This window comes from Brevundimonas vesicularis NBRC 12165 (assembly GCF_001592205.1).
GTDB lineage: Bacteria > Pseudomonadota > Alphaproteobacteria > Caulobacterales > Caulobacteraceae > Brevundimonas > Brevundimonas vesicularis.
On sequence record NZ_BCWM01000013.1, the window covers coordinates 75116 to 97097 of the forward strand.

The 21982-nt window shown below is 65.4% G+C and carries 27 protein-coding genes and 1 tRNA gene; 22 read left to right on the plus strand and 6 right to left on the minus strand.

From position 1 onward, the window contains the following. Positions 1–51 precede the first annotated feature (51 nt). Positions 52–912, plus strand: a complete 861-nt coding sequence (locus BVE01S_RS11655) for an NAD(P)-dependent oxidoreductase (RefSeq protein ID WP_066627713.1) — start codon at positions 52–54, stop codon at positions 910–912. Positions 913–915: 3 nt separating this feature from the next. Here the strand turns inward: BVE01S_RS11655 and BVE01S_RS11660 are convergent, their stop codons facing one another. Both BVE01S_RS11660 and hemB read right to left on the minus strand, forming a co-directional pair. Continuing rightward, on the minus strand, positions 916–1407 hold the full coding sequence (locus tag BVE01S_RS11660; protein WP_066627716.1) for a GNAT family N-acetyltransferase: 492 nt from the start codon (positions 1405–1407) through the stop codon (positions 916–918). Further along, complete coding sequence (gene hemB, locus BVE01S_RS11665; protein ID WP_066627719.1) at positions 1407–2405, minus strand: porphobilinogen synthase; 999 nt, start codon at positions 2403–2405, stop codon at positions 1407–1409. The genes BVE01S_RS11660 and hemB overlap by 1 nt, the downstream gene beginning before the upstream one ends. 148 nt (positions 2406–2553) lie before the next feature. Between hemB and BVE01S_RS11670 the strand changes: the two genes are divergently transcribed. The 13 genes from BVE01S_RS11670 (at position 2554) to BVE01S_RS11730 (ending at position 13901) form a co-directional block, all read left to right on the plus strand. After that, on the plus strand, positions 2554–3354 hold the full coding sequence (locus tag BVE01S_RS11670; RefSeq protein ID WP_244878378.1) for a class I SAM-dependent methyltransferase: 801 nt from the start codon (positions 2554–2556) through the stop codon (positions 3352–3354). A 131-nt stretch (positions 3355–3485) separates the two neighbouring features. Next, positions 3486–4712, plus strand: coding sequence for a 5-aminolevulinate synthase (gene hemA / locus BVE01S_RS11675; protein WP_066627725.1), 1227 nt, complete (start codon positions 3486–3488; stop codon positions 4710–4712). Further along, positions 4709–4894, plus strand: coding sequence for a DUF6898 family protein (locus BVE01S_RS11680; protein WP_055753617.1), 186 nt, complete (start codon positions 4709–4711; stop codon positions 4892–4894). The genes hemA and BVE01S_RS11680 overlap by 4 nt, the downstream gene beginning before the upstream one ends. 68 nt (positions 4895–4962) lie before the next feature. After that, a complete protein-coding gene (gene glyA, locus BVE01S_RS11685) occupies positions 4963–6246 on the plus strand; it encodes a serine hydroxymethyltransferase (RefSeq protein WP_066627727.1) in 1284 nt (427 codons plus the stop codon). A gap of 7 nt (positions 6247–6253) precedes the next feature. Further along, complete coding sequence (nrdR, locus tag BVE01S_RS11690) at positions 6254–6724, plus strand: transcriptional regulator NrdR (RefSeq protein WP_039245113.1); 471 nt, start codon at positions 6254–6256, stop codon at positions 6722–6724. Beyond that, positions 6724–7344 (plus strand): RibD family protein, encoded by a 621-nt coding sequence (locus BVE01S_RS11695; protein ID WP_066627730.1) that lies wholly within the window; start codon positions 6724–6726, stop codon positions 7342–7344. Before nrdR ends, BVE01S_RS11695 begins: the two co-directional genes overlap by 1 nt. Before the next feature lie 66 nt (positions 7345–7410). Beyond that, complete coding sequence (locus tag BVE01S_RS11700; protein WP_066627732.1) at positions 7411–8001, plus strand: riboflavin synthase; 591 nt, start codon at positions 7411–7413, stop codon at positions 7999–8001. Continuing rightward, positions 8001–9134 (plus strand): 3,4-dihydroxy-2-butanone-4-phosphate synthase, encoded by a 1134-nt coding sequence (gene ribB / locus BVE01S_RS11705; RefSeq protein ID WP_205678501.1) that lies wholly within the window; start codon positions 8001–8003, stop codon positions 9132–9134. Before BVE01S_RS11700 ends, ribB begins: the two co-directional genes overlap by 1 nt. Beyond that, on the plus strand, positions 9131–9592 hold the full coding sequence (ribH, locus tag BVE01S_RS11710) for a 6,7-dimethyl-8-ribityllumazine synthase (protein WP_017503913.1): 462 nt from the start codon (positions 9131–9133) through the stop codon (positions 9590–9592). The genes ribB and ribH overlap by 4 nt, the downstream gene beginning before the upstream one ends. Further along, positions 9589–10113 carry a transcription antitermination factor NusB gene (gene nusB, locus BVE01S_RS11715; RefSeq protein ID WP_066627734.1) on the plus strand — a complete coding sequence of 175 codons (525 nt, stop codon included), beginning with the start codon at positions 9589–9591 and terminating at the stop codon, positions 10111–10113. The genes ribH and nusB overlap by 4 nt, the downstream gene beginning before the upstream one ends. Then, complete coding sequence (gene thiL / locus BVE01S_RS11720; protein ID WP_066627736.1) at positions 10113–11102, plus strand: thiamine-phosphate kinase; 990 nt, start codon at positions 10113–10115, stop codon at positions 11100–11102. The genes nusB and thiL overlap by 1 nt, the downstream gene beginning before the upstream one ends. Before the next feature lie 42 nt (positions 11103–11144). Continuing rightward, the gene (locus BVE01S_RS11725; protein ID WP_066627738.1) at positions 11145–11576 is read left to right on the plus strand and encodes a hypothetical protein; all 432 of its coding nucleotides are present in this window, start codon (positions 11145–11147) and stop codon (positions 11574–11576) included. A 177-nt stretch (positions 11577–11753) separates the two neighbouring features. Next, on the plus strand, positions 11754–13901 hold the full coding sequence (locus tag BVE01S_RS11730; protein WP_066627741.1) for a sodium-translocating pyrophosphatase: 2148 nt from the start codon (positions 11754–11756) through the stop codon (positions 13899–13901). A gap of 75 nt (positions 13902–13976) precedes the next feature. On the opposite strand, the gene BVE01S_RS11735 is transcribed toward BVE01S_RS11730, so the two are convergent. Beyond that, complete coding sequence (locus BVE01S_RS11735; protein ID WP_017503908.1) at positions 13977–14456, minus strand: outer membrane protein assembly factor BamE; 480 nt, start codon at positions 14454–14456, stop codon at positions 13977–13979. A 91-nt stretch (positions 14457–14547) separates the two neighbouring features. On the opposite strand from BVE01S_RS11735, the gene BVE01S_RS11740 reads away from it, so the two are divergent. The 7 genes from BVE01S_RS11740 to BVE01S_RS11770 all read left to right on the plus strand — a co-directional run bounded on the left by BVE01S_RS11740 (position 14548) and on the right by BVE01S_RS11770 (position 18688). Continuing rightward, positions 14548–15072: a ubiquinol-cytochrome C chaperone family protein gene (locus BVE01S_RS11740; protein WP_066627743.1), complete on the plus strand. Its 525-nt coding sequence runs from the start codon at positions 14548–14550 to the stop codon at positions 15070–15072. 5 nt (positions 15073–15077) lie between these two features. Then, positions 15078–15596 (plus strand): YceD family protein, encoded by a 519-nt coding sequence (locus tag BVE01S_RS11745; protein WP_066627746.1) that lies wholly within the window; start codon positions 15078–15080, stop codon positions 15594–15596. Between the two features lie 139 nt (positions 15597–15735). Continuing rightward, a complete protein-coding gene (gene plsX / locus BVE01S_RS11750; RefSeq protein ID WP_066627755.1) occupies positions 15736–16779 on the plus strand; it encodes a phosphate acyltransferase PlsX in 1044 nt (347 codons plus the stop codon). Then, on the plus strand, positions 16776–17753 hold the full coding sequence (locus tag BVE01S_RS11755; RefSeq protein WP_066627757.1) for a beta-ketoacyl-ACP synthase III: 978 nt from the start codon (positions 16776–16778) through the stop codon (positions 17751–17753). The genes plsX and BVE01S_RS11755 overlap by 4 nt, the downstream gene beginning before the upstream one ends. Before the next feature lie 77 nt (positions 17754–17830). Continuing rightward, positions 17831–18139, plus strand: a complete 309-nt coding sequence (locus BVE01S_RS11760; protein ID WP_066627800.1) for an integration host factor subunit alpha — start codon at positions 17831–17833, stop codon at positions 18137–18139. 5 nt (positions 18140–18144) lie between these two features. Further along, complete coding sequence (locus BVE01S_RS11765; protein ID WP_066627759.1) at positions 18145–18552, plus strand: MerR family transcriptional regulator; 408 nt, start codon at positions 18145–18147, stop codon at positions 18550–18552. Positions 18553–18611: 59 nt separating this feature from the next. After that, positions 18612–18688, plus strand: a tRNA-Pro gene (locus tag BVE01S_RS11770). 77 nt (positions 18689–18765) lie between these two features. Here the strand turns inward: BVE01S_RS11770 and BVE01S_RS11775 are convergent. Both BVE01S_RS11775 and BVE01S_RS11780 read right to left on the minus strand, forming a co-directional pair. After that, on the minus strand, positions 18766–18960 hold the full coding sequence (locus BVE01S_RS11775) for a DUF2842 domain-containing protein (protein ID WP_017503901.1): 195 nt from the start codon (positions 18958–18960) through the stop codon (positions 18766–18768). Beyond that, positions 18960–19211 carry a hypothetical protein gene (locus tag BVE01S_RS11780; RefSeq protein WP_017503900.1) on the minus strand — a complete coding sequence of 84 codons (252 nt, stop codon included), beginning with the start codon at positions 19209–19211 and terminating at the stop codon, positions 18960–18962. Before BVE01S_RS11780 ends, BVE01S_RS11775 begins: the two co-directional genes overlap by 1 nt. A gap of 134 nt (positions 19212–19345) precedes the next feature. Between BVE01S_RS11780 and BVE01S_RS11785 the strand changes: the two genes are divergently transcribed. Next, on the plus strand, positions 19346–20446 hold the full coding sequence (locus BVE01S_RS11785) for a COX15/CtaA family protein (protein WP_066627761.1): 1101 nt from the start codon (positions 19346–19348) through the stop codon (positions 20444–20446). On the opposite strand, the gene BVE01S_RS11790 is transcribed toward BVE01S_RS11785, so the two are convergent. After that, positions 20415–21800: an alkaline phosphatase PhoX gene (locus BVE01S_RS11790; RefSeq protein ID WP_066627803.1), complete on the minus strand. Its 1386-nt coding sequence runs from the start codon at positions 21798–21800 to the stop codon at positions 20415–20417. The genes BVE01S_RS11785 and BVE01S_RS11790 overlap by 32 nt on opposite strands. Positions 21801–21982: the final 182 nt, after the last annotated feature.

Here is a 21982-nt window from a genome sequence, read left to right on the forward strand (position 1 = left end):
GAACCCCGGCGCGGCGGGGCCTAGTCCGACGGCAGGATCAAGGAGCCTGTCATGAAGATCGCATTCGCCGGCCTGGGCGTCATGGGCGCCCCGATGGCCCGTCATCTGATCGAGGCGGGCCACGACGTGACCGGCTTCAATCGTACTGCGTCAAAGGCCGAGGCCTGGGCTGCGGCGACGGGCGGCAAGGCGGCGGCGACGGTGGCTGAGGCGGCCCGGGGCGTCGACCTGTTCATCCTGTGCGTCGGTAATGACGACGACGTGCGGGCCGTGGTGACCGAGGCCTTGCCGCATCTGTCGGAGGCCGCCGTGATCGTCGATCACACCACGACCTCGGCCAAGGTGGCGCGCGAAATGGCCGAACTGGCGAACGAGCAGGGCAAGTCGTTCATTGACGCACCGGTGTCGGGCGGCCAGGCGGGAGCCGAGAACGGACAACTCAGTGTCATGGCCGGCGGGGACGCCGCCGCCCTGGCGAAGGTCGAGCCCGTGGTGAAGGCCTATTCCAAGGCCATCAAACATATGGGACCGGCCGGGTCAGGCCAGCTGACCAAGATGGTCAACCAGATCGCCATCGCCGGCGTCGTCCAAGGCTTGGCCGAGGCGGTCCACTTCGCCCAGGTCGCGGGACTGGACACCGACGCCGCCTATGAGGCCGTGTCCAAGGGCGCCGCGCAAAGCTGGCAGATGGACAATCGCTGGAGGACGGCGGCCAAGGGCGAGTTCGACTTCGGCTTCGCCGTAGACTGGATGCGCAAGGACCTGGGTCTGGTGCTGGACGAGGCGCGCACGAACGGCGCGCGCCTGTCTCTGACGGCCCTGGTCGATCAGTTCTACGCCGAGGTTCAGGCCATGGGCGGAAACCGCTGGGACACGTCCAGTCTGGCGGCGCGACTGCAACTCCGCGACTGACGCCTAGAGCCGGCGGTGCATGATGTGCAGGCCGACCAGGCCGTGCATCGGGTGATCGAACGCTTCGGGAACCGTGCCCACGATCTCGAAGCCCAGCTTCTTCCAAAGGGTGACGGCCACGGTATTGGTCTCGACCACGGCGTTGAACTGCATGAATCGGAAGCCCGCATCCCGCGCAAAAGCAAGCGCGGCTTCGCCCAAACTGCGGGCCACGCCGCGCCCGCGCGCTTCGGGCGCGACCATGAAGCTGCCGTTGGCGACGTGGGCGCCGTTTCCCTGCTGGTTCGGAATGATCTTGGCGGCGCCCAGCACCTGGCCATTCTCGACCGCCACCAAGGTTCCGCCGGGCGCCGGCGAGGTCCACATGGCGCGCGCCTGCGCCTCGGTCATGTCCAGCGGATAGGTATAGGTCTCGCCCGCGCGGGTGACGGTCTCGATGATCGGCCAAAGGCCCGGCCAGTCGGCCTCCGTGATCGGCCGAATCTCCACGCCCATCAGCCCAGCAGCCGTGCTGCCTGCGGTGCGAAATAGGTCAGCACGCCAGCGCAACCCGCGCGCTTGAACCCGTGCAGGGTTTCGAGGATCGCACGGTCCTGGTCCAGCCAGCCATTGGCGATGGAGGCCTGCATCATCGAATATTCGCCCGACACCTGATAGGCGAAGGTCGGCACGCGGAAGGTCTCGGCCACGCGTCGGACGATATCCAGATACGGCATGCCCGGCTTGACCATCACCGCATCGGCGCCTTCCGACAGGTCCATCGCCACCTCCTTCAGCGCCTCGTCGGAGTTGGCGTAATCCATCTGATAGGTCTTCTTGTCGCCCTTCAGCATCGCCGAGGAGCCCACGGCGTCGCGATAGGGACCATAGAAGGCCGAGGCGAACTTGGCGGCGTATGACAGGATCAGCGTTTCCTGAAACCCGTTGGCCTCCAGCGCCTCTCGCACCGCCTGGATGCGGCCATCCATCATGTCCGACGGGGCCACGACATCGGCGCCGGCATGGGCGTGGATGAAGGCCTGTTCGGCCAGACGGTCCAGCGAGGCGTCGTTGGCGATCCGGTCGCCTTCCATCACTCCGTCGTGGCCATGGTCGGTGTAGCAGTCCAGGGCGACGTCGGTCATGACGCCGATCTCGGGCGCGGCGTCCTTGATCGCCTTGATGCAGTCGGGGATCAGGCCGTCGGGGTCGGTCGCGCCGGTGCCGACCGCATCCTTGATCGCGCCATCGACATTGGGAAACAGGGCCACCATCGGAATGCCGAGGTCGCGCGCCTCGACCGCCGCAGTCGCCGCCGCCTTGGGGGAAAGCCGAAACACGGCGGGCATGGAGGCGACAGGGACGCGATCCTCGGCCCCGTCATGGACGATCAACGGCCAGATCAGATCGGCCGGCGTCAGGGTCGTTTCCGCCACCAGCCGCCGCACCCACGGGCTGGACCGCAGGCGGCGCGGACGGGCGAGCGGGAAGGGGGCGGGCTGATAGGGAAGCATGGCGAGACCTTGGAAAATCCAGCGTCGGACTAGCGCCGCAACGACCGATGCGCAAATCGCGTGATGCGTCGGATCGTTTCGTGCGTGATGACGGCTTGCGCGGATCGGCGAAATGCGAGCCTATCGCGACAAATCGATGGAGACGATGATGATCGGGAAATTGGCGGCGGGTGCAACGGCCCTGATTCTGGCGGCAGGTCTGTCCGGCTGCATCATCATCGACTCGGACGGCGGAGAGCGGACCGTCGTCGCCCCGGCGGCCGACGCGCAGCCGGCGGGCTATTCCAGTCTCTATGCCGATGCGGTCGCCGATCCCAAGCGTCCGGCCGAAGAGGTCGCGCGTGATCCGCTGCGCCATCCGGCCGAGATTCTCGCCTTCGCTCAACTCGAGCCGGGCGACAAGGTCGCCGACATTCGCCCCGGCGCCGGCTATTTCACGCGTCTGTTCTCCGACGTGGTCGGCCCGACCGGCCGCGTCTACGCCTTCGTGCCCGAGCGGACGATGGCGCGCGAGAACGCCGGGGCCGATGCACTTGTCGCCGCCTATTCGAACGTGACGCGGGTCAACGGCCTGCTGGACTCCATGACCTACGCCGAGCCGCTGGACATGATCTTCATGAGCCAGGAATATCACGACTTCCATATCCCCGGCTTCAACACCGACGTGGCTAAGATGAACGCGGCGGTGTTTGCGGCGCTCAAGCCCGGCGGCCGCTACATCCTGATCGACCATGAAGCCGCGCCCGGCACGGGCATCTCGGCGGTCCAGACCCTGCACCGCATCGAAGGCGACTATCTGAAGCGCGAGGTCGAAGCGGCGGGCTTCGTTTATGAGGGCGAGAGCCAGGCCGTCGCCAATCCCGCAGACGACCACAGCCTGAACGTCTTCGACGAGAAGATCCGCGGCAAGACAGACCAGTTCGTCTATCGCTTCCGCAAGCCGGGCTGATCAATCTCGATACTGAGAACCGTTATCAATTAAGGGTTTGGGGCGTTTTGTCCATGCGGCGGACATGGACAAGCCCGCTTCGGGAGAGCAAACAACGCAAAGACATCGCCATAAGCGAAAGAACGCGTAGTTTGTTTGACTATAAGGCCGCCTTTAATAGCTCGGTGGAGCAGGTTCGCAGCGAAGGACGCTATCGCGTCTTCGCCGATCTGAAGCGCGTGCGCGGCCAGTTTCCGCAGGCTGTGCGTCGCCGCGAGGATGGCTCCGAGCAGGACGTCGTCATCTGGTGCTCCAACGACTATCTCGGCATGGGCCAGCACCCCGTCGTGCTGGACGCCATGCACAATGAGATCGATGCGGTGGGCGCCGGCGCCGGCGGCACGCGCAACATCTCCGGCACGACCCGCTCCGCCGTCGATCTCGAAGCGGAGCTGGCCCACTGGCACCAGAAGGAAGCGGCTCTGCTGTTCACCTCGGGCTATGTCGGCAACGAAGCGACGCTGTCGACCCTGCAGAAGATCTTGCCGGGCCTGATCACCTTCTCCGATTCGCTGAACCATGCCTCGATGATCGCCGGCATCCGCCACGGCGGCGGCGAGCGTCACGTCTTCATGCACAACGATCTGGCGCATCTGGAGGCCCTGCTGGCGGCGGCGCCGGCCGATGCGCCCAAGCTGATCGCGTTTGAGAGCGTCTATTCGATGGACGGCGACATCGCCGATCTGGCTGGCACTATCGCCCTGGCCAAGAAATACGGCGCCCTGACCTATCTGGACGAGGTCCATGCGGTTGGCCTGTATGGCGAAACCGGCGCGGGTGTCGCCGAGCGCGACGGCGTGCTGGACCAGATCAACATCATCGAATGCACCCTGGGCAAGGCGATCGGCGTGATGGGCGGCTATATCGCCGCCGACGCCATGATCATCGATGCGGTGCGCAGCTGGGCCTCGGGCTTCATCTTCACCACTTCGCTGCCGCCGGCCCTGACCGCCGGCGCCTTGGCTTCTGTTCGTCACCTGAAGGCCCACCCCGAACTGCGCGTCCAGCATCAAGAGCGCGCCGCGACGCTCAAGGCCCGCTTCGCCGCGGCCGGCATCCCCGTGATGGAAAGCGAGAGCCATATCGTGCCGGTCCACGTCGGTGATCCGGTCCACTGCAAGATGATCTCGGACATGCTGCTGGACGAGTACGGCGTCTATGTTCAGCCGATCAACTATCCGACTGTGCCCAAGGGGACCGAGCGCCTGCGTTTCACGCCGTCGCCGAACCACACCGACGCCATGATGGATCATCTGGTCCAGGCGATGGACAAGCTGTTCGCCCACTGCAACGTGGCGCGCCGACCCGTCGCCGCATGACGACGGGCGACGACCTCGGAGAGGTCATCGTCGAGTTCACCCGCAACGGCCCCTACCTCAAATGCTCGGCCATCCATGTCGCGACAGGCCGGGAGGTCAGCGCTATGGGGCCGGTCAACGAGCCCAAGTCCGTGGAACGGGTGGCGATCGCCAAGCTAAGGCGGGCACTGGGCAAAGGCTGACCACAAGATGTTGTGGTCGGGCCCGGCTGGGGATAGATAGGCCAGCTTCTGATTTCGGGGATTCCATCGTGACGGCCTTCACCCACGACGCCTATTTCACCAAGACGCTCGCTGACGCCGATCCGGATGTCTTCAAGGGCATTCAGGGCGAGCTGGGCCGTCAACGCGAGCAGATCGAGCTGATCGCTTCCGAGAATATCGTCTCCCAGGCGGTGCTCGACGCGCAGGGTTCGGTCCTGACCAACAAATACGCCGAGGGCTATCCCGGTCGCCGCTACTATGGCGGTTGCGAGTTCGTCGACATCACCGAGGACCTGGCGCGCGAGCGGGCGAAAAAGCTGTTCGGCGCCGCCTTCGCCAACGTCCAGCCCCACTCGGGCGCCCAGGCCAACCAGGCGGTCTTCTTCACCCTACTGCAACCCGGCGACACCTTCCTGGGCATGGATCTGGCCTGCGGCGGACACCTGACGCACGGTTCGCCGGCGAACCAGTCGGGCAAGTGGTTCCGCCCTGTGACCTACAAGGTGCGTGAAGACACCCACCTGATCGACTACGACCACGTCGCCGAAATGGCCGAGCGCGAGAAGCCCAAGCTGATTCTGGCCGGCGCCTCGGCCTACAGCCGCCACATCGACTTCAAGCGCTTCCGCGAGATCGCCGACAGCGTCGGCGCCTATCTGATGGTGGACATGGCCCACTACGCCGGCCTGATCGCCGGCGGCGCCTATCCGGACCCGATCCCGCACGCCCACGTCGTCACCACGACCACGCACAAGACCTTGCGCGGCCCGCGCGGCGGCATGATCCTGTCCAACGATGTTGATCTGGGCAAGAAGATCAACTCCGCCGTCTTCCCCGGCCTGCAAGGCGGCCCGCTGGAACACGTCATCGCGGCCAAGGCCGTGGCCTTCGGCGAGGCGCTGAAGCCCGAGTTCAAGGGCTATGCCCAACAGGTGGTCAAGAACGCACAGGCCCTGTCCGGCGTCCTCATCGAGCGCGGCCTCGCCATCGTCTCGGGCGGCACCGACAGCCACCTGGCGCTGGTCGACCTGCGGCCCAAGGGCGTGACCGGCAAGGCGACCGAGCATGAGCTCGAAAAGGCGCTGATGACCTGCAACAAGAACGGCGTGCCGTTCGACACCGCCCCGTTTACCGTCACCTCGGGCGTCCGCCTAGGCACGCCGGCCGGCACCACGCGCGGCTTCGGTGAGGAAGAGTTCAAGCAGATCGGTCACTGGATCGCCGACGTCGTCTCGTCGATGAACGGCGGCGACGAAGCCGATCCGGCCGTGGTCGCAGGCGTCGCGGCCCAGGTGCGAGAGTTGACGCACCGCTTCCCGATCTACGGATAACTGCCTGATGAAGTGCCCTTTTTGCGGTCATCAGGACACTCAGGTGAAGGACAGCCGGCCGTCGGACGACGGATCGGCCATCCGACGCCGCCGGTCCTGCCCGAACTGCAACGGGCGCTTCACGACGTTCGAGCGTGTGCAACTGCGCGAACTGGTCATCCTGAAACGCAATGGACGGCGCACGCCCTTCGATCGCGACAAGCTGGAACGCTCGCTGGGCGTGGCCCTGCGCAAACGCCCGGTCCAGGCCGATCAGGTCGAGCAGATGGTCAACCGGATCGTCCGCCAGCTGGAAAGCCTGGGCGAGACTGAAATCCCGTCCAGCACGGTCGGCGACTTCATCATGAAGGCGCTGAAGGGCGTGGATGAGGTGGCCTATGTCCGCTACGCCTCGGTGTACAAGGATTTCCGCCACACCGGCGACTTCGCCAAGTTCTTGGGCGACGAAGGGTTCGACGAACCGTCCGGCAAGGCCTGATGCGGGTCACGCTGAAACTGGCGACCTCCCTGGACGGGCGGATCGCCACGGCCTCGGGCGAAAGCCAGTGGATTACCGGCGAGGCGGCGCGGCTTGAGGGTCACCGCATGCGCGCCGCCTACGACGCGATCCTGGTCGGTGTCGAGACGGTTCTGCACGACGATCCCGAACTGACCGCCCGCCTTCCGGGACGCAGCGTGGATCAGCCCTTGCGCGTCGTGCTGGACAGCCGGCTGCGCACGCCGCAGGCGGCGAAGGTCGCGGGCGAAAACACCCTGATCCTGACCGCCGCGGAACCGCGCGCGATCGGCGCCGCCAAGGTGGTGCAGATCGCCGCCGAAGACGGTCGTCCGACCATCCCCGCCGTGCTGAAAGCCTTGGAAGCCGCCGGCGCAACCTCGCTTCTGATCGAAGGCGGCGGCCAGGTCGCGGCGTCTTTCCTGCGCGCCGATGCCGTCGATGTGCTGGAATGGTTCCGCGCCCCAGTCCTGCTGGGCGTTGAGGGGCGGCCCTGCGTCGCCGCCCTGGCTCTTGCAAAGCTGGCCGACGCCCCCAAGTTCCGTCGCCTGGGCGTCGAGCCCGTCGGGGACGATCTGTGGGAACGCTACGCCCGTCTCTGACGCCGTCCAATTTAGACGATTAGACGAATTAGACGGTATTTTTCTCCCAAGGGGTCCAGAGTCCAAATGTTCACCGGCATCGTCACCGACATCGGCCGCGTCCGCGAGGTCCGCGAGACCGATCGCGACCGCCGTTACGAGATCGAGACCGCCTGGAACATCGACGGCATCGACCTGGGCGCTTCCATCAGCCACGCGGGCTGCTGCTTGACGGTGACCGAAAAGGGCCCCGGCTGGTTCGCCGTCGAGGTGTCGAACGAGACCCTGTCGAAGACCACCCTGGGCGCCTGGAAGACGGGCGACGGCGTCAATCTGGAGCGGGCCGCCAAGCTGGGCGACGAGATGGGCGGCCATGTCGTGTCCGGCCACGTCGATGGTCTTGGGCGGGTGGTTTCGATCACGCCCGAAGGCGGATCGCACCGGATCGAGGTCGAGGCCCCCACGCCTCTGCATCGCTATATCGCCGCCAAGGGGTCGATCACCGTGGACGGCGTGTCCTTGACCGTAAACGCCGTCGAGGGTCAGGTCTTCTCGCTGAACATTATCCCTCACACCTGGGACGTGACGACCCTGGGCCGCTTGAAAGTGGGCGATCCCGTCAATCTGGAGATCGACATGCTGGCGCGATACCTCGCGCGATGGCAGGAGACCGCGTGATGCAATTGGCCGCGAACATGAACGACAGCCCGATCAGTCCCATCGAGGACATTCTGGAGGACGCCCGCAACGGCCGTCCCTACATCCTGGTGGACGCCGAGGATCGCGAGAACGAAGGGGACATCATCATCCCCGCCCAGTTCGCGACGCCGGACCAGATCAATTTCATGATCCGCCAGGCGCGCGGGCTGGTGTGCCTGGCCCTGACCGCCGAGCGCGCCCAGCAACTGCGCCTGCCGCCAATGGCCGCCGACAACCGCGAGAGCATGAAGACCGCCTTCACCGTCTCGATCGAGGCCAAGGACGGCGTGACGACCGGCATTTCCGCCGCCGACCGCTCGCGCACCATTCATGTAGCGACCGACGCGTCAAAGGGCATGGACGACATCGTCTCGCCGGGACACATCTTCCCGCTGGTCGCGCGCGACGGCGGCGTTCTGGTCCGCGCCGGCCACACCGAGGCGGCCGTGGACATCAGCCGCATGGCCGGCCTGACCCCCGCCGGGGTGATCTGCGAGATCATCAAGGACGACGGCGAGATGGCACGGATGCCTGATCTGGTCGCCTTCGCCCAGCTGCATGGGCTGAAGATCGGCACCATCGCCGACCTGATCGCCTATCGTCGCCGCACCGAACGCTTCGTCGAACGGATCATGGATACGCCGTTCGAGAGCGTTCACGGCGGACCGTTCCGCCTGATGCTGTACAAGAACACCATTGAGGGCGCCGAGCATGTGGCCCTGGTCAAGGGGCGCATCGATCCGGCCAAACCGACCTTGGTGCGGATGCACCAGGTGGACTTCGCCTGCGACCTGCTGGGCCACGTCGAGGCGCGCCAGGACTATGTGCCCAGCGCCCTGAAACAGATCACCGACCATGACGGACCCGGCGTCGTCGTCTTCCTACGCGATCCGTCGCTGACCTCGCTGGCCGAACGGCTGGCGGGCGCGGACAAGCCGGCGGCGATGGATCGATCGCTGCGCGCCTATGGCGTGGGGGCCCAGATCCTGCTGGACCTGGGTGTCAGGGACATGATCGTGATGAGTTCGACGCGACCCGAGCCGACTGCGCTTGAAGGCTACGGCCTGCGCATCGTCGGCTGGCGCGACATGGATGGAGAAATAAAGGCGTGACCGAAGCCCCCCGTATTCTGATCGTTGAGGCGCGCTTCTACGACGACCTGGCCGACGCCCTGCTGGAAGGGGCCAAGGAGACGCTGAAGGCGCGCGGCGCCGACTTCGACGTCATCACCGTGCCCGGCGCGCTGGAGGTGCCGCCGGCCATCGCCCTGGCCGAGGAGGCTGGCCGCTTCCCGACCGCACCCCGCTATGACGGCTATGTGGCGCTGGGGACGGTCATCCGTGGTGAGACCTACCATTTCGAGATCGTCTCCGATCAGTCGGCGGCCGGCATCATGGCGCTAGGCGTCAAGGGCGTCATCATCGGCAACGGCATCCTGACGACCGAGGACGAAGATCAGGCCTGGTATCGGGCCCGTCTTTCGGAAGGGGATAAGGGCGGCGGCGCCGCCAAGGCGTGCCTGGACCTCATTGCATTGAAGAAGCGGTTGCGTCATGGCGTCGGCGCATGACTGAACCGAACAGCGTCAAAGCCGTCCTCGAACAACTCGCCGAAGCCGAAAAGCAGCGCGCCGAGCCCAATCTGAGCTCCAAACAGCGTCGCGCCCGCACCGTGTCGCGTCTCGCCGCCGTCCAGGCCCTCTATCAGATGGAACTGGCGGGCGAGGGCGTGGAGACGGTCATCACCGAATTCTCCAACTTCCGCTTCGACACGGACATCGAGGGCGAAGCCCTGGCCGAGGCCGACGAGGCCTATTTCGCCGACATCGTGCGTGGCGTGATCGAAAGCCAGCGCGACATCGACGCGGCCATCAAGGCCCGCCTGGCCTCCAACTGGAAGCTGGAGCGGATCGATGCCACCCTGCGCGCCCTGCTGCGCTCGGGCGCCTGGGAGCTGATCAAGCATCCCGAGACCCCGCGCGAGGTCGTGATCGACGAATATGTCGAACTGGCCAAGGCCTTCTTCGATGACGCCGAGGCGCGCTTCGTCAACGCGGCGCTGGACGGCGTGGCCAAAGACACCCGCAAATAATGCCGGCGCTCGACGTCGCGGGCGAATTCGAGACGATCGAGCGGCTGTTCAAGCCCTTGGCCCATCCCGAGTGGGGCAGGGGGCTGGCCGACGATGTGGCGGCGCTGCCGTCACGGCCCGGCTATGACCTCGTCCTGACCAAGGACGCCATCGTCGAGGGCGTGCATTTCCTGCCCGACGATCCGCTGGACACGGTCGCCAGGAAGTTGCTGCGGGTCAATCTGTCGGACCTCGCCGCCAAGGGCGCCGAGGCGTTCGGCTATCTGCTGGCCTGCTTCTGGTCGGAACGCTGCGGCTGGCCCGAGCGCGAGGCCTTTGCTTCCGGGCTGGCCGAGGATCAGGCGCGGTTCGGCGTTCATCTGCTCGGCGGGGACACGGTCAGGACGCCCGGCCCGCTGTCCTTCTCTCTGACGGCCCTGGGATGGGCGGCGACGGGCAAGACCGTTTCTCGCGCAGGCGCGCAGGTCGGCGACCTCGTCTTCGTCACCGGCGTGATCGGGGACGGGCTTCTGGGGCTCAAGGCGGCGCAAGAACAACTGGCTCTGGCGCCCGAGCGTATGGAAGCCTTGATCAGCCACTACCGGATGCCGACGCCACGGACTGACTTCGCCGACATCGTGCGCGAGTTCGCTACAGCATCCGTCGATGTGTCGGACGGCCTGGCTGCCGACCTGGCCCATATCGCGCAGGCCAGCAGGGTCGGTGTGGCGCTCAATCTGAACGTCCTGCCCCTGTCTGCGGCCGCCCAGGCCTGGTTCGACGATCGGGTCGATCCGCAGTTGTCGCTCGAAGACTTGGCCAGTGGCGGCGATGACTATGAGATCACGTTCACCGCCCATCCGCGCCACGAAGACGCCCTGCGTCGCGAGGCCGAGCGGCGACTGGTTCGCCTGACCCGCATCGGCGAAGTCACCGCAGGTCAGGGCCTGACGGTCCTTTACGACGGTCAGCCCGTGCCGATGGCCAGAAACGGCTGGACCCACGGCTGACCCGGCAAGGGAATCCTAACGCCCGTCCGGCAGGATGTCGTCATGGACCGTAGAACCCTGATCGCCGCCGGAACCGCCGCCCTGACCGGCACCGTGGCGAGTCGCGCCGCCGCCTCCGGCAGCGAAACGGACTCTGCGCCTGCGGCCCTGAGCATCGCAGGCCTCGGCCTGCCCGTCATCGAGGGTGGGCGTTTGCGGAACTACGTATTCGTCGCCCTCAGGCTCGAACTGGGCGCCGGCAAGACCGTCGAGCAGATGAAGCCCAAGGAAGCCTTCTTCCGCGACGCCGTCGTTCGCGCGGCCCACAAGACGCCCTTCACCGTGCCCGGCGACTGGACACGGCTGGACGAGCGGGCCCTGTCCGCCTCGCTGGTGGCGGCGTCTGCGGCGATCTCGGGTCGCGGCTCCGTCCGGCGCGTCGAGGTCGTCAGCCAGTCGCCGCGTCGCCGAACGGGCATGCAGACCGCCCGCTGAACGGGCTGACCGACCGCTGTTGCGTCACTCCGCCTGCCATGACAGGCTCCCTTTGCAAATCCCAAAGAACGCACTGACGCGTTCGCCGCGTGCGGGGGGACCGGAAGGCGGACAGAGGCGATAACGCCCGACCGCGCCAAGGCCTGCGCGCCTGTTTGCAAGGGCATGGAAACGCCAATGACGAACTCACTTACGCTGGTCTTCGCGGCCGGTGTGCTGGCGGTGCTGTATGGCGCCGCGCAGACCGCCGTGTTGATGAAGGCGAGCACTGGCAACGACAAGATGCGAGAGATCGCCGCCGCGATCCAGGAAGGCGCCTCGGCCTATTTGAAGCGGCAATATCTGACCATCGGCATCGTCGGCATCGTGATCCTGATCGCCGCCTATTTCCTGATCGGAATCTATGCCGCTATCGGCTTTCTGATCGGCGCCGTCCTGTCTGGCGCGGCCGGTTATGCCGGGATGCTGATCTCGGTGCGGGCGAATGTGCGCACGGCGCAGGCGGCGTCAGAAAGCTTGGCCAAGGGATTGAACCTGGCGTTCCGCTCAGGCGCCATCACCGGCATGTTCGTGGCAGGCGGCGCTCTTATCGGGGTGTCGGGCTACTATATTGTGCTGACACAGCATCTGGGGTTGGCCTCGACAGGCCGCGAGGTGATCGACGGGCTGGTGGCGTTGGGCTTCGGCGCCTCGCTGATCTCGATCTTCGCGCGACTGGGCGGCGGCATCTTCACCAAGGGCGCCGACGTGGGCGGCGACATGGTGGGCAAGGTCGAAGCGGGTATTCCCGAAGACGACCCTCGCAACGCCGCGACCATCGCCGACAATGTGGGCGACAACGTCGGCGACTGCGCCGGCATGGCGGCCGACCTGTTCGAGACCTATGCCGTGACGACTGTCGCGACCATGGTGCTGGCCGCGATCTTCTTCAGGGGGCAGCCCTATGTGAATCTGATGATGGTGCTGCCGCTGGCGATCTGCGCGGTGTGCATCGTCACCTCAATCATCGGCAGCTTCTTCGTGCGGTTAGGCAAGTCGAACAACATCATGGGCGCCCTCTATCAAGGGCTCATCGTCACCGGCGTCCTGTCCATCGGTGCGGTCTGGTGGGTGATCGACCAGATGGTGACGGGGCCGATCGTGACGGCTAGCGGTCTGGAAATCCAGCCGATGGCGCTGTTCTGGTCCGGTATGGTCGGCTTGGCCGTTACGGCGGCGATCGTGGTCGTGACCGAATACTATACCGGATCCGGCTTCCGTCCGGTGCGATCGGTCGCCAACGCGTCGGTGTCCGGGCACGGCACCAACGTCATTCAGGGCTTGGCCGTCTCGCTGGAGGCGACGGCGCTGCCGGCGCTGACGATCATCGTCGGCATCGTGGCCAGCTTCCAACTGGCCGGCCTGTTCGGCATCGCCATCGCCACCACGACCATGCTGGGCGTCGCCGGAATGATCGTGGCGCTGGACGCCTTTGGACCCGTGACCGACAACGCCGGCGGCATCGCCGAGATGGCGGGTCTGCCCAGCGACGTGCGGCATTCGACGGATGCCCTGGACGCCGTGGGCAACACGACCAAGGCCGTGACCAAGGGCTACGCCATCGGTTCGGCGGGCCTCGGCGCGCTGGTGCTGTTCGCCGCCTATACGTCGGACCTGCAGTATTTCTCGGCCAACCCGGCGGACTATCCCTTCTTCGCGGGTATGGGGGAGATCGCCTTCGATCTGACCAATCCCTACGTCGTCGTCGGCCTGCTGTTCGGGGGACTGCTGCCCTTCCTGTTCGGCGGCATGTCGATGATGGCGGTGGGACGGGCGGCCGAATCGGTCGTTGCGGAGGTTCGGCGCCAGTTTCGCGAGAATCCCGGCATCATGACCTATCAGGTGAAACCGGAATACGGTCGGGCGGTCGACATCCTGACCAAGGCGGCGATCCGCGAGATGATCGTGCCGTCGTTGTTGCCGGTGCTGTCGCCGATCGTCCTGTTCGTCGCGGTGCTGGGCATTTCGGACAAGGCGAACGCCTTTGCCGCTCTCGGCGCCATGCTGATGGGGGTGATCGTCACCGGCCTGTTCGTCGCCATTTCGATGACGTCGGGCGGCGGCGCCTGGGACAACGCCAAGAAGGTGATCGAGGAAGGCTTCACCGACAAGAACGGCGTCGTCCACGGCAAGGGCTCGGAAGCCCACAAGGCGGCCGTGACCGGCGATACGGTCGGCGATCCCTACAAGGACACGTCGGGTCCGGCGGTGAACCCGATGATCAAGATCACCAACATCGTCGCCCTGCTGCTGCTGGCGGTGCTGGCGAGCGGGACCATCGGCTAGGCTAAACCACAGCCATTACGAAAACGCCCCGGAGAGCGATCTCCGGGGCGCCTGTGTTTTGGGGAAAGAGCCGCCTTAGTCGGGGCGGCGCTGGCCGGGTGTATCGTCCTCGGTGCGGGGAAGTTGACCACGACCGACGTTGCCCAGCAGTTGTTCCAGGACCGTCAGCTCACGACCGCGCGTCGGCGTCTCGTTGCGGTTCATGGCGATCTGCTCGCCATCCGTCAGGCCCAGGGTGCGGACCGACGCCACCTGATCGCCCTGCGGGACGAAGGTGATTTCTGTCACGGTGCGCGTCGAAACCTTGGGCAGGTTGTAGGTGTATTTTTCGGTCGTCTGGCTGATGTAGTACCAGACCTGATCCGGCTCGAACGTCGAGGTGGTGGAAGGCGAACCCAGCTTGGCGAGGACGGTTTCCTTGGTGTCGGTGCCGGCGACCACGTCTTGCGGCTTGGCGTCGATGGCCTGGAAGCCGTTGGAGCCGATGGTCGGGGCGCAGGCGGCGGACAGGCCGGCCAGCGAAACAGCGACGAAAAGCGGGACGAAACGGGACATGGTCGGGCGCCTGCGAGAGAACAAGGTCTTTGACCTAGACGGACCTGCGTCCTAGTTCAACGGCGCGGCGGAAAAGGGGCCGTTGGAACCCATGCTGAAAAACCTGTTCAAACCCCAATCCGGCGTCCGTCTCGGCGACGATCTCTACGCCAAGGCCGTCAGCCAGGCCCGCAATTCGGCCTTCTACACGCGTCTGGCGGTCGATGACCGCATCGACGCGCGATTCGAACTCTACACGCTGCATGTGCTGTTGCTGGTGCTGCGGCTGCGCGATGAGAACACGGCTCAGGGCCAGGATGCGGCTCAGGCGGTCTTCGACGTCTATGTCTCGGCGCTGGATCACGTCTTGCGGGAGGAAGGCGTGGGCGACGTCGCCGTCGGCAAGAAGATGCGTAAACTGGGAGAGGCCCTGTATGGCCGGATGAACGCCTATGAGCAGCCGCTGCGCGCCGGCGATGCGGCGGTTCTGGCCGAGGCTATGGCGAAGAATGTCTATGCGGATCCGCAAGCGCCCCATGCGGACACATTGGCGCGCTATGCGCTGACGACACGCGCAGCCTTGGCGGCGCAGGATTTCAACAAGGTGCTGGCGACGCCGGCCTGGGCGGAAGTTTGAAAGAGATGAGCGCGACGCTCCCCTACAGTGAAACGGTGCGGGTCAATCAGATCGGCGCGAGCCTGAACCGCCGGCTGGAACCTGATGCGGAGACACGCAAGCGAATCGCCCGCAGCCTTGATCTTCAGGGTCTGGACGATTTCGTCGTCGATCTGGAGATCAAGCCGACGCCGTCGACCAGCGAATGGACGATGAAGGGCAGGGTGACGGCACATGCGGTGCAGACCTGCGGCCTGACGCTGGAGCCCTTGCCAGTCGATGTGGATCGCCGGTTCTCCATTCAGCTTGTCGAAGCCAAGCCCGAGGAAACCGACGAGATCGAGGTCACGCTGGATGAAGAAGACGCCGACGTGATCGAGGACGGCAAGATCGATCTGGGTCAATATGCGGTCGAGCAATTGGTGCTGTCGCTTGATCCGTTCCCGCGCAAGCCCGGCGCGGAGTTCGTGCAACCTGAGGAGCCGACGGAGATTTCTCCGTTCGCGGCCTTGAAGGCGCTCAAATCCAAAGACGACCAAGGCTGAGGTTGACGTAGGGGCCGGGTGGTTGCATCCCCCGGCGTCGGCGCTATCGTCCAGCGCATCCTGCCAAGCGTCGCGCGACAAGACGACGCGGCCACAAGAGGTCCATTTGCCAGCCCCAGTTACGATCTCGCTTGACGCCATGGGCGGCGATCACGGGCCTTCCGTCGTCGTTCCCGGCATCCGCAGCTATATCCGGACCCATGACGGGGAGGGAGTTCGCTTCCTGCTGCATGGCGATGAGGCCAAGATTGTTCCGGAACTGGCGCGTTGCGGGCTGCCGGCGGACCTCTGCGAGATCCGCCACACCGACAAGGTCGTGGCCATGGACGAAAAGCCGGCCCAGGCCATGCGCCGCGGCAAGGGCTCCAGCCTGTGGAACGCCATCGAAGCGGTGAAGACGGGTCAGGCCGGCGGCGTCGTCTCGGCCGGCAACACCGGCGCCCTGATGGCGATCTCGAAACTGATTCTGCGGATGTCTGCGCCCGGGCTTGAGCGTCCGGCCATCGTCGCCAGTTGGCCCACCTTCAAGGGCCATACGGCGGTTCTGGACGTCGGTGCCAACATCGGCAGCGATGCGGAGCAACTGATCGAGTTCGCCATCATGGGCGAGGCGTTCCAATCCGCGGTGCGCGGCATCGCCCGCCCGACAATCGGCCTGCTAAACGTCGGGTCCGAGGACATGAAGGGCAACGAACAGGTCAAGGAGGCGCACGCCATCCTACGCGACGGGCCGTTCGATCTGAACTATCACGGCTTCGTCGAGGGCGACGATATCGCCAAGGGCACGGTGGACGTGGTGGTGACCGACGGTTTCACAGGCAATATCGCGTTGAAGACCGCCGAAGGCACGGCGCGCTATATTTCGGCCCTGCTGAAAGAGGCCCTGACCTCGAACCTGCAATCCAAGCTGGGCGCCGTCATCGCCATGCCGGCGTTGAAGAAAATGCGCCAGAAGATCGACCCCAGCGCCATCAACGGCGGCCCCCTGTTGGGCCTGAACGGCATCGTGGTGAAGAGCCATGGCGGCGCGGACGCCAAGGGATTCGGCAACGCGATCCGCATCGCTGTCGATCTGGCCCGCAGCGACTATATGAGCAAGGTGGGGGACAACCTGGGCAAGCTGGACGCGGTGTTCGACCATGCCGCCAAGCCCGCCGCAGCCGTGGGAGAACCCCTCCAGTGATCGTCACCCGCAGCGCCGTGACAGGCGTCGGCTCTTATCTGCCGGACGAGATCGTCACCAACGCCGACCTGGCCAAGTTCGTCGACACCTCCGACGAATGGATCCAGGAGCGCACCGGCATCAAACAGCGTCACAAGGCGCGCGACGACCAGCCGACCAGCGATCTGGCGGTCGAGGCCGCCAAGAAGGCGCTCGCCGACGCGGGCAAGGCAGCGTCCGACGTCGACCTGATTATCGTGGCCACCACGACGCCCGACATGACCTTCCCGGCGGTCGCGTCGATCGTCCAGGCCAAGCTGGGTGCGGGCGTCGGCATCGCCTTCGATGTTCAAGCCGTCTGCTCCGGTTTCGTCTATGCGCTCAGCGTCGCCGACGGCTTCGTGGCGCGCGGTCTGTCGAAATGCGCTCTGGTGATCGGGGCCGAGGAGATGACGCGGTTGATGGACTGGACCGACCGGACCACCTGCGTCCTGTTCGGCGACGGGGCCGGCGCCGTGGTGCTGGAACCGCGCGAAGGGCAGGGGACATCGGACGATCAGGGCATGCTGGGCTTCGCCTTGCGCGCTGACGGATCCAAGACCGATCTGCTCTACGTCGACGGCGGCCCGGCGACGACGGGGACCGTTGGCCACCTGCGCATGGCTGGAAACCAGGTCTTCCGTCATGCCGTCGTGAACATCGCAGAAGGCATCACCGCCGCCTGCGCCGCCGCCAACATCCAGATCGCGGATGTCGACTGGTTCGTGCCGCACCAGGCCAACCAGCGAATCATCAAGGGTGTCGGCGACCGGTTGGGTCTGGACGAGAACAAGGTGATCTCCACCGTCGCCACCCACGCCAACACCTCGGCCGCCTCGATCCCGCTCGCGCTGGACGCTGCGATCCAGGACGGGCGAATCAAGAAGGGCGATATGGTGCTGCTTGAAGCCATGGGTGGCGGCCTGACCTGGGGCGCCTGCGCGCTTCGGCTCTAATCGACATCGAGGCATTGATTTTTCGGGGGCTTTGCGCCCCTATGGATGCGAGCGGATCGCATGACAGCGGGGATACGATGGCAGGCCAACAGACCGTGACGCGCGCCGACTTGTGCGAAGCTGTGCATGAAGAGGTCGGCCTGTCGCGTCAGGAATGCTCCAGCCTCGTCGAGCGCACCCTGGAACTGATCGTCGAATCGCTGGAACGCGGCGAGACGGTGAAACTGTCCGGCTTCGGCGTCTTCCAGGTGCGTGAGAAGCGCGCACGGATGGGCCGCAATCCCAAGACGGGCGAACCGGCGGCGATCAATCCGCGCCGGATCATCAGCTTCCGCGCCTCACAGATCATGAAAAGCCGGGTTCACGACGCCGTCGTCGAGGCCTGATCGCGGTGGCCAAGAGCGCCGACGCCTTCCGAACCATTTCCGAAGCGGCCGAAGAGGTCGGTGCGCCGCAGCATGTCCTGCGGTTCTGGGAAACAAAGTTCGATTTCGTCACGCCGGTCAAACGAGCCGGCGGTCGGCGCTTTTATCGGCCTCAGGACATCGCGGTGCTGAAGGCGGTCAAACGTCTTCTGCACGACGACGGGCTGACGATTCGCGGCGTCCAGCGTTTGCACAAGGAACAGGGGCTGAAAAAGCTGATCGGAGCGGAGGCCGCCGCACTGATCGACAACGGCGATGTCACGTTCTCTACGGCGCCTTCCGATGTCGCGCAGGCTGAAACCTCGAAATTGCATCAGGTTCTAGCCGATCTGGAGCAGGCCAAAGCGCGTCTGGACGCCGTTCTTTCACGGTAGGTGGAAAAGTCGTTTTAGCGTTTGCGGACAGCGATCCCCCCGTCTATAGGGAGCGCCTTCGGAGCGTGGCGCAGCCTGGTAGCGCACTTGACTGGGGGTCAAGGGGTCGCAGGTTCGAATCCTGTCGCTCCGACCATTCTTGAAAAAGAATGATGATGGTGGGGTCGTCCTTGCGGGCGGCCCCATCGCCGTATCTGGGGGCACGTTCGGCGCTCAGCCCCGCTCGGCCCATCGCAGCAACGGGATGAGGGGCAAGCCCCAGGCGGTCCCGCCGATGCCGAAGAACAGGAAGTCAATCCACTGCGACGGCGGCAGCATTCCGCGCAGGGCGATCAGGCCCCAGACCCAGAAAACGAGAAAGAGCAACACGCCGATCGCGGCGACGAAGCGACGCAGACGCGGCGGCATCAGCGCTTGTTCCGGAATAGGAAGAAGGCGACCAGACAGATGCCCGATCCCACGAGCGCCCACGGCACCCAGACCCAACTGTCCATCGTGCTGACCGCGAAGACCCGCACCGCCAGAAACCATCCGCAGGCCAGGCCGATCCCGGACACCAGGCTTGTGCCGCCGAAGCCGCGCCGGCCCGTCAGAAGGTCCGCGATCCAGGCCAGCAGCAGGCCGCCTGCGACGGCGGCGGCGATATCGGCGTATTGCAACCCTGATCTCCTGCGGCGACAGCGCCGTTAACTCAATCCGACTCGATCTTGTCGCTTGGGGCGGGCATACCGCACCGGTCGCGTCTGGTCTTCTTTCCACGCGACACCATATCCGGGTCAGTGTCAGGCGTCGAATGAACCGTTTCGGAAATCCAGATCGTAACCGCGCCGTCGCCGTATGGCTGTTCGCCACGGCCGCCGTCGTCTTCCTGATGGTGGTGATCGGCGGCATCACGCGGCTGACGGGCTCTGGCCTGTCGATCACGGAGTGGAAGCCCATCATGGGCGCCATTCCGCCTTTGAACGACGCGCAGTGGGCCGAGGCCTTCGAGAAGTACAAGCAGATCCCGCAGTACGCGCAGGTCAACGCCGGCATGAGCCTGGGCGAGTTTCAGGGCATCTTCTGGTGGGAATGGCTGCACCGGCTGATCGGGCGCCTGGTGGGTATGGTGTTCGCCCTGCCGCTGATCGTCTTCCTGCTGTGCCGTCTGGCGCCGGCCCGGTCGGTATTCCACCAGTGGGCGATGCCCAACCGCCTGATCTTGCGTTGTGTCCTGCTTCTGGCGCTGGGCGGCCTTCAAGGCCTGATTGGATGGTGGATGGTGTCCAGCGGCCTGTCCGAGCGTGTCAGCGTGGCGCCCGAGCGTCTGGCCACACATCTGGGTCTGGCGTTCGTCCTGTTCGCCGCCCTGATCTGGACGGGGCTAGAGGCCTGGAATGGCGAAGATCATGGCCGCCCGCCGTCGGGTTGGGCGAGGGGCGCCGGCCTGCTGCTGGGCGCGGTCTTTCTGCAATGTCTGCTGGGCGCTCTGGTTGCGGGCGGTCATGCGGGACTGGTCTATACCGACTGGCCGCTGATGAACGGCGCCGTTTTGCCGCCTGCCGACTGGAGCCTGGGCGCGGCCGCCTTCCTGCATGATCAGGCGCTCACGCAGTTCAATCACCGACTGGTCGCCTATGGTCTGCTGATCGCCGTCAGCATCTATGCTTTCCAGGCCTGGCGCTGGCGCGTGGCGGAAGGAATGGGGCTCGGCGCCTTCATGCTTGCGGGTGTGATCTGGTTCCAGGCTCTGCTGGGGATCGTGACCCTGCTGCACGCGGTTCCGGTGTGGCTGGGCGTGCTGCACCAGGCAGGCGCCGCGATCGTGCTGGCGACGGCTACCGTGAACCTATGGTTGGTGCTGCGGGCTCAGCCGCGCATCTTCATGTCCGGACCGAGGACCATGGGCCTCTGATCGCCAGAGTCATGCCGGGGTACATGATGTTGACGAACAACACCTCGCCATCCGGCGAGAAGCAGGCGCCGGCGAATTCCGAGTTGCCGGTGAAGACGTTGCGGCCGATCGTATAGACCTTGCCCTCTGGCGTGACGCCTTTCAGGTGGTTGCGGACGTCCGAGGAGTAGTTGTCCTCGCACAGGATCAGGTGTCCCCAGGGCGCGACGGTGATGTTGTCGGCCATGTTCATCGTCTTTGGATCAGTGCTTTCCACGAACAACTGCAGCCGGTCTGCCGCGCCGTTCAGACCGGGAACCAGCCGCATGACCTGACCGCGGCGGATGGGTCCGCCCGAAGTTGCGGTGAAATACAGTTCGTCTTCGCCCCACCAGACGCCTTCGCCCCGCGCCACCCAGGCCGCGCCGGCTGCATGACCGCGCTTGGCCAGGTCGCCATTAGGAGATTCGACGTCGTCCAGATCGATCCATTCGATCTCCCTCCAGTCGCCGACAGCCCAGGTGCGACCGTCCTGATTGCGCGTGTCGGCCGAGGGCGCGTCTTTCCAGGCCATCGCCTGAAGCCGGCCGCCCTCAATCAGCTTGCCGGGCGCATTGGGAATGAAGCGATAGAAGAGACCGGCGTTGTCGTCTTCGGTCAGATAGACGACGCCGGTGCGGGGATCGACGCAGACGGCCTCGTGATCGAACCGGCCCATCGCCTTGAGAGGCACGGGATCAACCAGGCCGGTCGCGGTAGCCGGCACTTCGAAGACCCACCCGTGGCTCTTGGTCACATCGGCGTCGGCCGGCGTCTCCAGCGTCTCCTCGCAGGTCAGCCAACTGCCCCAAGGCGTCGGGCCGCCGCAGCAATTGGTCGAGGTGCCGGCCAGCGTCAGATGCCGGCTGACCATCTGGCGGGTCGCCAGATCATAGATGACGGTGGAGCAGCCGCCGGGCAGCGGGCGGCCATTCTTGTAGGTGTCGTAGCCTCGGCTGGCGTCCAGCAGGTCAAGCCGTTCCTCACGAAGGCCGCCAGGACCCAAGTTGCGATGCAGGCCGCTGGAGCCCTTCAGCTCGTGATTGACGACAAGGGCCACGCGAGACCCTTCAAGCGGGAAACAGGCCATGCCGTCGGGCTGCCCCGGAGCGAACAGGCCGTCGTCCATCGTGTCGCCGCTCTGGGCGACGACCTGATAGGAAAAGCCTTCGGGCAGATCGAGCAGACGATTGGGATCGCGCAGCAGAGGTCCGTAGCCATGGACCTCGTTGACGTACGTCTCTTCGCCCGCCGTCTGAGCGGCGGCGTGACGCGCCAGTCCCGAGAAGGCGGCGGCTGCGCCCGTGGCGATCAGACCACGACGATGAAGGATCATGAAGGGCTCCAAAGCTGTCGCCGTTGCGATGCCCGCCTATAATCATGGTTTGATGACGTTTTGTGTTACGCCGTAACGCTTCTCACACCAGTTGCGCTGGGTATTTTAATACCGTATTTGAAAAACTGTGTTTTAACAATACGTTGAGGTGAGTGCGGCGTTGTCGTGTGCGTTGACGCGAC